The organism is Kineobactrum salinum (assembly GCF_010669285.1).
GTDB classification, from domain to species: Bacteria; Pseudomonadota; Gammaproteobacteria; order Pseudomonadales; family Halieaceae; genus Kineobactrum; species Kineobactrum salinum.
In genome coordinates, this window is sequence record NZ_CP048711.1 from 1,623,232 (window position 1) to 1,637,214 (window position 13,983).

Genomic DNA, 13,983 nt, shown 5'->3' on the forward strand with positions numbered 1-13,983 from the left:
ACCTTTGCTAACGCATCCGCCGCCGGCGCACAGAGGTGGCGCCGGCCATGTTGATCATACTTTGTTGGGTGTGGGCATGACACAGCGCGGCCGCCAGTGCGTCGGCCGCGTCCTCCGGCGGCTCCGCCGGCAGCTGCAGCAGTACCTTCACCATGTGCTGTACCTGGGCCTTGTCCGCCGCGCCGGTGCCCACCACCGACTGCTTGATCTGGCGCGCGGAGTATTCCGCCACCGCCAGCTCGCGGGCGACGCAGGCGACGATGGCTGCGCCCCGCGCCTGCCCCAGCTTGAGCGCCGAGCCGGCACTCTTGGCCATGAAGACCTGCTCGATGGCCAGCTCGCCGGGGCTGTGCAGTTCCACCAGCTCGCTGACACACTGGTAGATGATGCGCAGCCGCTCGGGCAGCAGTGCTACCGCGGGCAACCGTATCACGCCGCTGGTGACATATTCACTGCGCCCGCTGTGGTAGTGAATAATGCCAAAACCTGTCTTGCGAGATCCGGGGTCGATCCCGAGGATGACCGCCATAGATTTTTCCGCCTGCCTAGCTTGATCTGTACAAATTTACAGTATTATCGGCGCGCATCCAATCGGGATGCAGGAATTTACAGGCTGGCGAGGATGTCTTCGGGGATATCGGCGTTGGTGTAGACGTTCTGCACGTCGTCCAGGTCCTCTAGCGCATCCACCAGCCCCATGACGGTGGCGGCCGCATCGGCATCCAGCGGCACGGTGGTTTCGGCCACCATGGTGACTTCGGCATCGGCCGGCGCCAGCCCGGCGGCCTCCAGCGCGGACTTTACTGCCTCGAAGTCCTCCCAGGGCGTAGTCACGTCGATGGAGCCGTCGTCGTGGCCCTCGATGTCCTCGGCACCCGCCTCCAGCGCCAGTTCCATTACGGTCTCTTCCTCTGCCGTGCCGGGCGCGAGGCTGATCTGGCCCTTGCGGCTGAACAGGTAGGCCACGGAGCCGTCGGTACCCAGGTTGCCGCCGCGCTTGGAGAAGGCGTGGCGCACTTCGGCCACGGTGCGGTTGCGGTTGTCGGTCATCGCCTCGACCAGCACGGCGACCCCACCGGGCGCATAGCCTTCGTAGGTCAGCTCTTCCATGTTGTCGGTGTCGGTATCGCCGGCGCCGCGGGCAATCGCCCGGTCGATGGTGTCGCGGGTCATGTTGGCGCCCAGCGCCTTGTCTACCGCGGCGCGCAGCCGCGGGTTGTCCTCAGGCAGCGGCCCGCCCTGCCGGGCGGCGATCACCAGCTCGCGTATAAGCTTGGTGAACATCTTGCCGCGGCGGGCGTCCTGGGCGGCTTTGCGGTGCTTGATGTTGGCCCATTTGCTGTGACCTGCCATGGGTTGCCTCTCCTTTCTTAGCTTCCTTATACCGAATTGCACCTGTTTTGGGAGTTGGGTGCCTGTAAACCGGTCGCTACTTCCGGAGAGTGCTTTCGAGACACGCCGTAGACCCATCCATGGGGGCTCGGATGCGACATCCATGTCGCATACGGTCTCGAAAGCACTCTCCGGAAGTAGCGACCTTACATCGAGCCAGCACCCAAGTAAGTAGCGCTCTGCTTATATATCTGATACCTGCTCGTGCTGTCTTTACTCGCCTACTCGCCAGCGGCGGGCACGGTGGTCTCGCGCAGTTGGCGCAGGCGGATATTCAGGTCCCGCAACTGCTGCTCACTGACCTCGCCGGGGGCATCGGTGAGCACACAGTGGGCGGTCTGGGTCTTGGGAAAGGCCATCACGTCGCGGATGGACTGGGAGCCGGTCATCAGCATCACCAGCCGGTCCAGGCCGAAGGCCAGACCGCCGTGTGGCGGGGCGCCGTATTGCAGTGCCTGCAGCAGGAAACCGAATTTCTGCTCGGCTTCGGTCTCGCCGATGTCGAGGATGCGAAATACAGCCTCCTGCATCTCGCGCTGGTGAATGCGGATGCTGCCGCCGCCCAGCTCGGTGCCGTTGAGTACCATGTCATAGGCCCGCGACAGCGCGGTGGCGGGGTTGGCTGCGAGCTCTTCCGGGTTGCAGGCCGGGGCGGTGAAGGGATGGTGCAGCGGCGTGAGGCCACCGTTGCCGTTGTCCTCGAACATCGGGAAATCCACTACCCACAGCGGCGCCCAGCCGGCGCGCAGCAGGCCCTGGTCCTGCGCCACTTTCAGGCGCAGCGCGCCGAGGGATTCGTTGACCACGGCGCGCCGGTCGGCGCCGAAGAAGATGATGTCGCCGTCGGCGGCCTGCAGGCGCTGCATCATCTGCTGCACTACGTCCTCGGGCATGAACTTGAGGATCGGCGACTGCAGGCCCTCGACGCCGGCCGCCAGGTCGTTGACCTTGATCCAGGCCAGGCCGCGGGCGCCGTAGATGGACACGAAGCGGGTGTAGTCGTCGATTTCCTTGCGGCTGATACCGGCGCCGCCCGGCACTTTCAGTGCCGCGACCCGGCCATCGGGGTCGTCGGCGGGGCCGCGGAATACTTTGAAGTCCACCTGTTGCATCAGGTCGTCTATGCTGACCAGTTCCATCGCCACCCGCAGGTCGGGCTTGTCGGAGCCGTAGCGCTCCATCGCCTCGGCCCAGGTCATGCGCGGGAATTCGCCCAGCTCCACCTGCAGCACTTCGGTGAACAGCTCGCGTATCATGCGCTCGGTCAGCGCCATGATTTCCTGCTCGTCGAGAAAGGAGGTCTCGATATCGATCTGGGTGAACTCGGGCTGGCGATCGGCGCGCAGGTCCTCGTCGCGAAAGCACTTGGCGATCTGGTAGTAGCGGTCGAAGCCGGACACCATCAGCAATTGCTTGAACAGCTGGGGCGATTGCGGCAGCGCGAAGAAGTGCCCCGGATGGGTGCGGCTGGGCACCAGATAATCCCGAGCACCTTCGGGGGTGGCGCGGGTCAAGATCGGGGTTTCGATGTCGAGGAAGCCCTCGCGGTCGAGAAAATTGCGCACTGCGCTGGTGATCCTGGCCCGCAGGATCAAACGGTTCTGCATCTCGGGGCGGCGCAGGTCCATGTAGCGGTACTGCAGCCGCACGTCCTCACCGACATTGGTGTACTCGTCCAGCTGGAAGGGCGGGGTGGCGGCCACGTTCAGGATTTCCAGCTCCTTGCCCAGCACCTCGATGGCGCCGGTGGCCATGGCCGCATTGACTGTGCTTTCGCTGCGGGCACGCACCCGGCCGCGCACCTGCAGCACGTACTCGCTGCGAACCCGGTCGGCGCGCTGGAAATGCTCTTCGGTGTCCGGGTCGAACACCACCTGGACGATACCCGCCCGGTCGCGCAAATCGAGGAAAATGACACCGCCATGGTCGCGACGACGGTCAACCCAGCCGCAGAGGGTCACGGTTTCATCGATATCGGCTGTGCCAAGGGCGCCGCAATAATGACTGCGCATAATTCTGGTTCCGTCGGTTAAGGATGAGGCCCGGGGCAGGCCGGGGCTTTCAGCCGGCGCCGGCGGCCTCGCCACCCTTGGTGGCAGTCCCGCCAGCCTTGGGAGCGGGCGCGGGGCTGCTGTCACCGGTGCTGGCGGCAGTCTTGTCGCCGGTCGGCTTGCTGCCACTATCGTCCGCGCCGGCGGCCAGGTTCTTCTTGCCTCCGGTCTTGAAGTCGGTTTCGTACCAGCCACCGCCCTTGAGACGGAAGGCCGCCGCCGACACCTTTTTCTTCAGCTGTGCCGCACCGCAGGCGGGACAATCCACCAGCGGGGCGTCACTGAGCTTTTGCAGGGCCTCGTGGAGGTGACCACAAGCTTGACACTGATACTCGTATATCGGCATGGGATTCGCTCGCCAGTAATCAAAACGCGGACAAAAAAGTGAGGCGCGGATTCTACCCCAAGCGGAAGTTCAGGCCAAGACAGTTCGCAGCGATGATATTGCGGGGAGGCGTGCCCCTGCACCCGGAGGTGCTGAGGCGGAAGGGATTGCAGTCCCGCCCGCGTCTGCCGACGGGAAACACCGCCGGCGGTCAGGCCAGGGCGAAGTCCTTCATTTTCTTCAGCGGGCGCACCTTCACGGCAACACTGGCCGGCTTGGCCTTGAAGGTGGTCTGTTCGCCGGTGAACGGGTTGATACCCTTGCGTGCCTTTTTGGCGGGCTTTTTCACCGTGGTGATTTTCATCAGGCCCGGCAGGGTGAATTCGCCCACGCCGCGCTTCTTGATGCTGCGCTCGATCAACGATTCGAGTTCAGTCATCACGTCCCCGACCTGCTTCTTGGTCAGACCGGTATTCTCGGAGATCGAGGATACGATCTGGGTCTTGGTCATCTTGTCCTTGACCGGGGCTGCGGATTTTTTGGCCGGAGCGGCCTTCTTTGCCGGAGCCGCTTTCCTTACCGCCTTCTTGGCGGGCGCCTTTTTCGCTGCTGCTTTCTTGATAGCCATAGTCTTCTTCACCCTTCCTTCGCTGTTAAATGGGACATGCGTCCGAGCCAGATCGTTCACCTTCGCCGCTGCGAAAGCCATCCCGCACCCAAGCTCCTGCGCAGATATAAAACATGAGACCCTGTATTACAAGTGTTTTAGGGGTGCGCGGAGCAAAAAGACCCTGTTTTCGTCGTATTTTGCGAATCTTCGCACAGCGCTCTGCCTTCAACGCCTGCAATGAGCCCTGCGCATGCTGTACCGCGCCACGGTTCGGACGTAAACTAGGCACCCCTTCATACAGCCAATAGCGGGCCCGTTTCGATGCGCACCAGCCAGTACCTTCTCACCACCCAGAAAGAGACCCCGGCTGATGCGGAAGTCATCAGTCATCAGTTGATGCTGCGCGCCGGACTGGTGCGCAAACTCGCGGCCGGATTCTACAGTTGGCTGCCATTGGGGCTGCGGGTATTGCGCAAGGTCGAGCAGGTGGTGCGCGAGGAAATGGACGCCACTGGCGCGATCGAGATCAGCATGCCGGTAATGCAGCCCGCCGAACTGTGGCAGGAGTCCGGACGCTGGGAGCAGTACGGACCTGAACTGTTCCGCATCAAGGACCGCCAACAGCGGGAATTCTGCCTCGGTCCCACCCATGAAGAGGTGGTCACGGACCTGGTGCGGCAGGAACTGAAAAGTTACAAGCAATTGCCACTGAACCTGTACCAGATCCAGACCAAGATGCGCGACGAGATCCGGCCGCGCTTCGGCATCATGCGGGGGCGGGAATTCCTGATGAAGGATGCCTATTCCTTTCACATCGACCAGCCGTCGCTGGACGCCACTTATCGGGACATGCACCGCGCCTACAGCAATATTCTCACCCGCCTGGGTCTGGCCTTTCGCCCGGTGATCGCCGACACCGGCAGCATCGGCGGCAGCACCTCCCACGAGTTCCAGGTGCTGGCCGATTCAGGCGAGGATGAAATCGCCTTCAGTGACAGCAGCGACTACGCGGCCAATGTGGAAATGGCAGAGGCGCTGGCGCTGGCTGGCGAGCGCCCCGCTCCCCGCGAGCCGCTGACCGAGATTGCAACCCCGGGGGTCAGGACCATCGACGACCTCGCACAGGCACTGGCGATCGAGCCTGCGCTCACGGTCAAGACATTGCTGGTCGGCGGCAGCAAGCCCGGCAGTCTGGTGGCCCTGGTACTGCGCGGTGATCACCAGCTCAACCCGCTGAAGGCGGAAAAGCTCGAAGGGATCGCAAGCCCACTGACGATGGCGAGCGAAGAGCAGGTACGGGCCGCCTGCGGTGCCGGCTTTGGATCGCTGGGGCCGGTGGGGCTGGAGCTGCCGGTGATCGTCGATCGCAGCGCTGCCTGCCTGGCCGACTTTGTCTGTGGCGCCAACCGCGATGAGCTGCACTACACCGGCGTCAACTGGGAGCGCGATTGCTCGCCGCAAAGGATCGAGGACCTGCGCAAGGTGGTACAGGGCGATCCCAGCCCGGATGGCCAGGGCCGGCTGCAGATCAAACGCGGCATCGAAGTGGGTCATATTTTCCAGCTGGGCCGCAAATACAGCGAGGCAATGCAGGCCCGCGTGCTGGACGAGCAGGGCAGGAATGTGACAATGACCATGGGCTGTTACGGCATCGGCGTGAGCCGGATCGTCGCCGCGGCCATCGAGCAGAACCACGATGAGCGCGGCATTGTCTGGCCGGCTGCAATGGCGCCCTTCCAGCTCGCCATCGTCCCGCTCAACATGCAGAAGTCGGCGGCGGTGGCGGAGTGCGCCGAAGCGCTGTATACCCAGTTCCGCGCTGCCGGCATCGAGGTGCTGCTGGATGACCGTAATGAACGTCCCGGGGTCAAGTTTGCCGACATGGAGCTGATCGGCATCCCCCACCGGCTGGTGATCGGTGACCGCGCCCTGGAAGAAGGCAAGGTCGAATACAAGGGGCGCCGGGACAGCGAGTCCTGCCTGATCGCCAGGGATGACAGTGTGGCCACGCTGCTGGAACGCCTGCGCGGCTGACCGGCGTGCCGCGTACCCGGCTGCGGACACTGCTGGCGGCACTGCTGCTGGTCTGCGCTGTGCCCCAGCTCCAGGCCCAGCCGGCGGACGCGGCCGAACGGGCCGCGCTGCGGGACTTCCTCGACCAGACCATCAACAGTGCCGACAGCTTTGAGGACCGCTACGATGCCGAGGTCTGGCTGGTGGACATGTCCGCGCGGCTGCAGCGCTTCGTCAAGGACCCGGCTGCACGCCTGGAGCTGTTGCGGCAAATCCATTCGGCGGCGCAGCGGGCCGGCCTTGCGCCGGAACTGGTACTGGCGGTGATCGAAGTCGAGAGTCACTTCGACCGCTTTGCGATCTCCTCAGCAGGCGCGCAGGGGATGATGCAGGTGATGCCATTCTGGAAGAATGAAATCGGCCGCAGCGACGACAACCTGACCCGCAATCGCACCAATCTGGAGTACGGCTGCCGCATCCTGCAGTTCTACCTGCAGCGCGAGGACGGCGATCTGCACCGGGCCCTTGCAGCCTACAATGGCAGCTCGGGCAGCCGGCGCTACAGCGACAAGGTGTACCGGGCCTGGGCGCGCCACTGGCGCACTTCGCCGCTGGCCTGGTAGCGGGATTTGACAAGCCCCCGAGCCTGCCCAATATGGACAATCGGGGAAAGGGCTGGCTGCTTAGCATCATGACTGATATCAATCAGCTGAGTAAATGGAACAGGGATATCTCGCGTGCCATCGCCAGTCTGGGCTCGGATGAATTTTTCCCCCGCCTGATCGAGGCCATCCAGGGCCAGGTACCCTTCGACTATCCGCAGGTCTGGCTCTATCACCGCGATCTTCCGCCGCAAGTGCTCTACCACCAGGTGCCCAGCTCCGCCATCGCCTCGCAGATCGACACCTATCTCGACGGGCCATATCGGGAGGATCCCTTCTACCAGGCCTCGATGAACCAGCCCCGCTCCAAGTTCTACCGCCTCTCGCGCATCACCGCCGGCAAATTGCGGGAATCCGACTACTATCGCGAATACTACGCCGACACCGGCACCGTGGACGAGGCCATCTACCTGGCCAAGCTGCGGGCCGGCAATGTCATCAACCTGTGCATGATGCGCCTGCCCCGCCACGGGGAGTTTAGCGAGCAGGAATACCAGACGCTGTACCTGCTGGCGGAGCCGGTGTCGGAGCTGCTCAAGTCCCACAGTGAACACGACGACTTCGCCGTCACCCACCTAATCCAGCCGGGCATCAACCACCAGATCGACCTCGCCTTTCGCACCTTCGGCGCCTCGCTGCTGTCACCGCGGGAGAAGGATGTGCTGGAACTGATGCTGCGGGGCTACGGCACCGACATCTCGGGCGAGCGCCTGGGTATCGCGCTGGAAACAGTGCGCCGGCACCGCAAAAGCATCTACCGCAAGCTCGACGTCAACTCCCAGACCGACCTGTTTTCGCTGTTTATCAATTCCCTCACCTGCCTGGGTGAGGCCGCTGGCAAGGACCCGCTGCAAGTGTATATGTCGCCCCGCTGAATGCGTCAGTCAACTGCCCCAACTGGGTCATTGAGCCCGTCAGGTGAAATCTGGATAGTGCAGCCTTCCGGCGAATGCTCACGGTGTCCCAATGTCCCTTGAAGCCGACTGGTTCCTGAGGGCTCACCCAGAAATCACTACCGTTGAAGCCTTGCTTCCCGATTGCAATGGCATCATGCGCGGCAAGTGGCTGCCGCGACACAAACTGGCCAGGATCTTCGATGGCGAAATAAAGCTGCCAAAGACCGCTCTCAGTCTCGATATCTGGGGCCGGGATGTGGAGGAACTGGTGTTCGCCTCGGGTGACGCCGACGGCATCTGCCGGCCGGTGGAAGGCTCACTGCTGCCCACGCCCTGGTCGCCCGGCAGCCAACACGGCCAGGTCATGCTGTCGATGTTCGATGCCGATGGCACACCCTACATGGGCGACCCCCGGCATGTACTGAAACAGGTGGTGTCCCGCTTCCAGGAGGCCGGCTGGACGCCGGTGATCGCGGCGGAGCTGGAGTTCAGCCTGGTGCACTGGGACCACACCCTGCCCCGCCACACCTGTCCCTCTCCAGCCGGCAGCCAGCCGGTGGGCGGCAATATGTATGGTCTGGACGCCCTCCACCAACACCAGCAAATGATGGAAGACCTGCGCCTGGCCTCTGAGCTGCAGGACCTGCCCTTTGACGGTGTGGTCAAGGAGTCGGCGCCCTCCCAGTACGAGATCAATATGCAGCACGTCGCCAACCCTGTGCTGGCGGCGAAGCAGATCCTGATGATGAAGCACCTGATCAAGGGTGTGGCCCGCAAGCACGGCCTGGTGGCCAGCTTCATGCCCAAGCCCTTCGAGGACGTGGCCGGCAACGGCATGCATATTCACTGCAGCGTCCTGGACCAGCACGGCATCAACGTCTTCGATGACGGCACCGAGAGTGGCACCACGCTGCTGCACCAGGCCATTGCCGGCTGCCTGCAGCACATGGCGGACTCGATGATCATCCTGGCGCCCGGTTTCAACAGCTATCGCCGCTTCCAGCCCGGTAGCCATGCTCCCACCTTCCCCAGCTGGGGCTACGAAAATCGCACCGTCGCAGTGCGGGTACCGGCGGGCTCTCATGCCGCCCGGCGGCTGGAACACCGGGTAGCGGGAGCCGACAGCAACCCCTATCTGCTCATTGCGGTCATCCTGGCGGCGATGCTGGATGGCATCGAGCAGCAGGCCTCCCCCGGCAAAGCTGTGCGGGGTGACGGCTACGCCCAGAAGAGCGGCTCGCTGCCCGCTTACATGCACGAGGCGCTGCAGCTGTTCCGCAAATCCGACTTTATCCACGGCGCCCTGGGCGGGGAGCTGCAACGCATCTTCACCCTCACCAAGGAACAGGAAGCGGCGGAGTTCCGCCACCGTATTTCCCTGCTGGAGTACCAGTCCTACCTGGAACGCATTTGATCGGCTCCCGGCGGGGAACGGAATGCCGAAAGCGTGATCCAATCCTCCCGAAAGCACTGGCACTTGTACCTCACTAATGCTAAAACTTGCCCTCCAATCCTGAAGTCACCCTGTATGCCGCCATCCATCAGTCTCCAGCGCTGCCTGCTCCTGCCCGGCCTTGCCGCCCTGTGCCTGTTGCAGGTCGCCATGGGGCGCGCGGATGTGCCCACTACCGACAGCTGTGCGTCCGGGCTGGGTGCCGCGACCATCGTCGAGGGACAGCCGCTGGCCGGCGAACTGCAGGTGATCAGTTGGAATATCCAGAAAGCCGGCAATGCTGGCTGGGCCGGGGATCTCCAGCGGCTGGCGCCCGGGGCCCAACTCGCCTTCATCCAGGAGGCCTCGATGCAGGCAGCCATCGCCGATGCACTGCCAGCGACCTCACATCAGTCCTTCGCCGAGGGCTATCGCCGCGGCGCGCTGGTCACCGGCGTCATGACCCTGAGCCGCGCCAAGGCCAGCCTGGAGTGCGACCTGACCACGCAGGAGCCCTGGCTGCGCACCCCCAAGGCGACCGTCGTCACCGAGTTTCCGCTGGCCGGGCGCGAGGAGCGCCTGTTGACTGTCAATATCCACGCCGTCAATTTTACCCTGGGGCTGGAACACTACAGGGCCCAGCTGGCGGCGCTGGATGAGGTGCTGCAACAACATCGCGGACCGGTGCTGATTGCCGGCGACCTCAATACCTGGAGCGGCGACCGCCTCGCCACGGTCACCGCCTTCATGGACCGCCATGGCCTGAAGCCCGTGACCTTCGCGCCAGACCTGCGCAGCCGGGTATTTGGCCAGGCCCTGGATCACATTTTCATTCGTGGTCTGGAGGCCGGCGCGGCCAGCGTGGTCGAAGTGGACAGCTCTGACCATAATCCGCTGCTGGTCAGCCTTAGCATCCCCCCGACGCGACTTTCCGCCCCCGAAACGCTACTATCGGCATTCTGATTGCCGATCCAACGGAGCCCTCCCACCCGATGACACGCTCTTCCGCGAAACCACCTTTGATTCCGGTCAATGTGGTCATTTTTGCCGGCCTGCCGCTGGCTGCCCTGATCCTGGTCCCGCTGTGGGGCCTGCAACACGGCTACGACAGCTTCCAGTGGCTGTGGGCGGTGGCCTTCCTGTACCTGAATGGCCTTTCCATCACTGGCGGCTATCACCGCCTGTGGGCGCACAAAGCCTATGAAGCCCACCCCGTGCTGAAGTGCTTCTTCGCCTTCTGGGGGCGGGCGCACTGCAGAACAGCATCCTGTGCTGGGCCTCGGACCACCGCCGCCACCACCGTCATGTAGACGACGACGAGCGCGACCCCTATTCCGCCGGGCTGGGCCTGTGGTTCAGCCATGTGGGCTGGATGCTGCGGGACTACCCCAGCGGCAAGCCGGATTTCAGCAACGCCCGCGACCTGCAGCGGGATCCGGTAGTGATGTGGCAGCACCGGCACTTCCTCGCGCTGACCGTCTTCATGAACGTGGGCCTGCCCCTGCTGCTGGGAATCTGGCACGGCGACATCATCGGCACGCTGCTGCTGGTCGGACTGCTGCGCCTGGTGATCAATCACCACGTCACCTTTTTCATCAATTCCCTGGCTCACTACTGGGGCTCCCGGCCCTATACCGAAGCCAACAGTGCCCGCGACAACGGCCTGCTGGCCTTTCTCACCTACGGCGAGGGCTACCACAACTACCACCATATCTTCCAGAGCGACTACCGCAACGGCGTTCGCTGGTGGCAGTGGGACCCGACCAAGTGGATGATCCGGCTCTGCGCCTGGCTGGGTCTGGCCCGCAATCTCAACCGTACGCCGGGCTTCAGAATCCAGCGCGCCATTCTCGACACCCAGTTCATGCGGGTGAGAAGGGAACTGGAACACAACCCCGGAGCCGAGACGCTGCGCGAGCATCTGGAGCGCGAATACCAGCTGTTTACTGAATCGGTCAACCACTGGCGCGCGCTGCAGACCAAGCGCTATGAACGCAAGGTCGCGGAAATAGAAGATGCCCTGGTCAGCCGGCGGATGCGGCTGCTGGAAAAATGGGAGCGTGCCGCGCTGCGCAGCCGCCTGCGCGAGCTGGAGTATTCACTGAAGATGCAGCGGGCGCGCCTGGGCCTGCTGTTACAGCAACTGCAGACCCAGACCCAGATGAGCGCCCACTGACGAGTATTCACCATGGCCACCACCGTTCATGACTTCGCCTGCAAGACGCCCGGGGGCCAGGAACAGCCCCTGGACCAGTATCGCGGCAAGGTGCTGCTGGTGGTCAACACCGCCTCCAAGTGCGGTTTCACCCCACAGTTCGAGGGGCTGGAGGCGTTGTATCAAAAGTACAACAGCCGCGGCTTCCAGATCCTGGGCTTTCCCTGCAACCAGTTCGGCAAGCAGGATCCGGGCAGCAACGAGGAAATCATGGAGTTCTGCCAGCTCAACTATGGGGTCAGCTTCCCGATGTTCGGCAAGATCGAAGTCAACGGCAGTAACGCCGAGCCGCTGTTCAGGCATCTGAAAAAGGCCGCACCGGGGGCGCTCGGGCTGGAGGGCATCAAGTGGAACTTCACAAAGTTCCTGGTCAACGGCGAGGGCGAGGTCGTCAAGCGCTATGCGCCGACCACCAAGCCGGAGGCTATCGCCGCGGATATCGAGGCCCAGTTGGGCTAGTACTTATCTTAGCCATTGGGTGCCTTTAATCCGGTCGCCACTTCCGGAGAGTGCTTTCGAGACACGCCGTGAACCCTTCCATGGGGGCTCGGATGCAGCGTCCCTGCTGCATACGGTCTCGAAAGCACTCCCCGGAAGTAGCGCCCTCACATCGAGCCAGGCCTTAAGATCGAGCCGGGCCTTAAGCAGGTGCCATTTGGGCTAGTATTAGTGCTCCCGGGTGGCCCGGAACTGGATATCGGGCCAGCGCTCTTCCATCACCGCCAGGTTGACCCGGGTCGGCGCCAGGTAGGTCAGGTGGCCGCCGCCGTCGATCGACAACTGGTCCGCCGCTTTCTTGCGGAATTCCTCCAGTTTGCGGGCATCCTCACAATACACCCAGCGTGCGGTGTAGACGTTCACCGGTTCGTACAGGGCCTCCACCTTGTACTCGTCGGCCAGCCGGTAGGTCACCACGTCGAACTGCAGCTGGCCCACTGCACCCACCACCAGGTCGGATGAATTCAACGGCGCGAACACCTGAGTGGAGCCTTCCTCCGACAACTGCTGCAGGCCCTTCTGCAACTGCTTGGATTTCATCGGATCGCGCAGCCGGATGCGGCGGAACAGCTCCGGCGCGAAATGGGGAATGCCGGTAAACTGCAGTGCCTCGCCCTCGGTGAAGGTGTCGCCGATCTGGATGGTACCGTGGTTGTGCAGGCCGATGATATCACCGGCAACCGCTTCCTCCACCAGCACCCGCTCGCCGGCCTTGAAGGTGACCGCATCGGCGATGCGCACCTCCTTGCCCAGGCGCACGTGGCGCATTTTCATGCCCTTGTCATACTGCCCGGAGCAGATCCGCAGGAAGGCGATGCGGTCCCGGTGGCGCGGGTCCATGTTGGCCTGGATCTTGAAGACGAAGCCGCTGAAGGCGGGCTCGGCAGCACTGACATCGCGCTGTTCCGCCTCGCGCCCCAACGGCGGCGGCGCCCACTGGACAAAGTCGTCCAGCATCTCGCGCACCCCGAAGTTGCCCAGTGCGGTGCCAAAGAATACCGGGCTCAGCTTGCCGGCGAGAAAGGCATCCGTATCGAACTGGTGGCTGGCGCCGCGCACCAGCTCGACCTCCTCCAGGAAGTCATCGTAGTCGTCCCCCAGCAGCGCGCGGGCCGCATCGCTGGCCAGCCCCTCAATGCGCCGGTCATCGGCCAGCACTGCTCCCATGCCCGGTGTGTACTGGTGGATCACATCGGTGTAGAGGTTGTAGACGCCCTTGAAATCACGCCCCATATCAATGGGCCAGTTGATCGGTGCACCCTGGATGGCCAGCACCTGCTCGATCTCGTCCAGCAGCTCGATGGGATCGCGGATGTCGCGGTCCATTTTGTTGACGAAGCTGAAGATCGGGGTATCGCGCAGGCGGCAGACATTCATCAGCTTGATCGTGCGCTCTTCCACCCCTTTGGCGCCGTCTATCACCATCAGCGCCGAGTCCACCGCGGTCAGAGTGCGGTAGGTGTCTTCGGAGAAGTCCTCGTGGCCCGGGGTATCCAGCAGATTGACAACGCGGCCGCGATAGGGGAACTGCATTACCGACGACGTGACCGAAATGCCGCGCTCCTGCTCCATGGTCATCCAGTCCGAGGTGGCATGGGGGCCGCGCTTGCCCTTGACACTGCCGGCCACCTGGATGGCATTGCCCAGCAGCAGCAGTTTCTCGGTGATGGTGGTCTTGCCCGCGTCGGGGTGGGAAATAATGGCAAAAGTGCGTCGCGCGGCGATGGCTTTGCTCAGCTCTGGCATGATCTGGCTCACTGGAAAAAAGGCGAAATTATACGCTGTTTGGTCTGCATGCGCAGTTTTCCCGGCGTTGCCGTGCTTTATACTGAACCAAACCTCCCGGCCGCAGTCTATCGGGCAAGATTCTGCATGCCACGCCCTGTGCA

At 63.3% G+C, this 13,983-nt stretch carries 14 protein-coding genes; 8 read left to right on the top strand and 6 right to left on the bottom strand.

What is annotated here, in order from left to right:
• Positions 1-7: 7 nt before the first annotated feature.
• The 5 genes from ruvC to G3T16_RS06945 all read right to left on the bottom strand — a co-directional run bounded on the left by ruvC (position 8) and on the right by G3T16_RS06945 (position 4,396).
• Complete coding sequence (gene ruvC / locus G3T16_RS06925) at positions 8-529, bottom strand: crossover junction endodeoxyribonuclease RuvC (protein ID WP_163494416.1); 522 nt, start codon at positions 527-529, stop codon at positions 8-10.
• 77 nt (positions 530-606) lie between these two features.
• Complete coding sequence (locus G3T16_RS06930) at positions 607-1,353, bottom strand: YebC/PmpR family DNA-binding transcriptional regulator (protein WP_163494417.1); 747 nt, start codon at positions 1,351-1,353, stop codon at positions 607-609.
• Positions 1,354-1,613: 260 nt separating this feature from the next.
• Positions 1,614-3,404, bottom strand: a complete 1,791-nt coding sequence (aspS, locus tag G3T16_RS06935; protein ID WP_163494418.1) for an aspartate--tRNA ligase — start codon at positions 3,402-3,404, stop codon at positions 1,614-1,616.
• A 49-nt stretch (positions 3,405-3,453) separates the two neighbouring features.
• On the bottom strand, positions 3,454-3,789 hold the full coding sequence (locus G3T16_RS06940) for an FmdB family zinc ribbon protein (protein WP_163494419.1): 336 nt from the start codon (positions 3,787-3,789) through the stop codon (positions 3,454-3,456).
• 190 nt (positions 3,790-3,979) lie between these two features.
• Positions 3,980-4,396: an HU family DNA-binding protein gene (locus tag G3T16_RS06945; protein WP_163496995.1), complete on the bottom strand. Its 417-nt coding sequence runs from the start codon at positions 4,394-4,396 to the stop codon at positions 3,980-3,982.
• Between the two features lie 303 nt (positions 4,397-4,699).
• Between G3T16_RS06945 and G3T16_RS06950 the strand changes: the two genes are divergently transcribed.
• The 8 genes from G3T16_RS06950 (at position 4,700) to G3T16_RS06980 (ending at position 12,055) form a co-directional block, all read left to right on the top strand.
• Positions 4,700-6,412, top strand: a complete 1,713-nt coding sequence (locus tag G3T16_RS06950; RefSeq protein WP_163494420.1) for a proline--tRNA ligase — start codon at positions 4,700-4,702, stop codon at positions 6,410-6,412.
• A 5-nt stretch (positions 6,413-6,417) separates the two neighbouring features.
• Positions 6,418-7,014, top strand: coding sequence for a transglycosylase SLT domain-containing protein (locus G3T16_RS06955; protein WP_408610732.1), 597 nt, complete (start codon positions 6,418-6,420; stop codon positions 7,012-7,014).
• A gap of 68 nt (positions 7,015-7,082) precedes the next feature.
• On the top strand, positions 7,083-7,928 hold the full coding sequence (locus G3T16_RS06960) for a response regulator transcription factor (RefSeq protein WP_163494421.1): 846 nt from the start codon (positions 7,083-7,085) through the stop codon (positions 7,926-7,928).
• A gap of 91 nt (positions 7,929-8,019) precedes the next feature.
• Positions 8,020-9,363 (top strand): glutamine synthetase family protein, encoded by a 1,344-nt coding sequence (locus tag G3T16_RS06965; protein ID WP_163494422.1) that lies wholly within the window; start codon positions 8,020-8,022, stop codon positions 9,361-9,363.
• Positions 9,364-9,477: 114 nt separating this feature from the next.
• Positions 9,478-10,344 (top strand): endonuclease/exonuclease/phosphatase family protein, encoded by an 867-nt coding sequence (locus G3T16_RS06970; RefSeq protein ID WP_163494423.1) that lies wholly within the window; start codon positions 9,478-9,480, stop codon positions 10,342-10,344.
• A gap of 29 nt (positions 10,345-10,373) precedes the next feature.
• Positions 10,374-10,691 (top strand): fatty acid desaturase family protein, encoded by a 318-nt coding sequence (locus G3T16_RS21780; RefSeq protein WP_232059293.1) that lies wholly within the window; start codon positions 10,374-10,376, stop codon positions 10,689-10,691.
• Entirely contained in the window at positions 10,604-11,557 is a 954-nt protein-coding gene (locus G3T16_RS06975; RefSeq protein WP_232059294.1) for an acyl-CoA desaturase, read from the top strand. Before G3T16_RS21780 ends, G3T16_RS06975 begins: the two co-directional genes overlap by 88 nt.
• 12 nt (positions 11,558-11,569) lie before the next feature.
• On the top strand, positions 11,570-12,055 hold the full coding sequence (locus G3T16_RS06980) for a glutathione peroxidase (RefSeq protein WP_163494424.1): 486 nt from the start codon (positions 11,570-11,572) through the stop codon (positions 12,053-12,055).
• A 207-nt stretch (positions 12,056-12,262) separates the two neighbouring features.
• Here the strand turns inward: G3T16_RS06980 and G3T16_RS06985 are convergent, their stop codons facing one another.
• Positions 12,263-13,840, bottom strand: coding sequence for a peptide chain release factor 3 (locus G3T16_RS06985; RefSeq protein WP_163494425.1), 1,578 nt, complete (start codon positions 13,838-13,840; stop codon positions 12,263-12,265).
• Between the last annotated feature and the right edge of the window lie 143 nt (positions 13,841-13,983).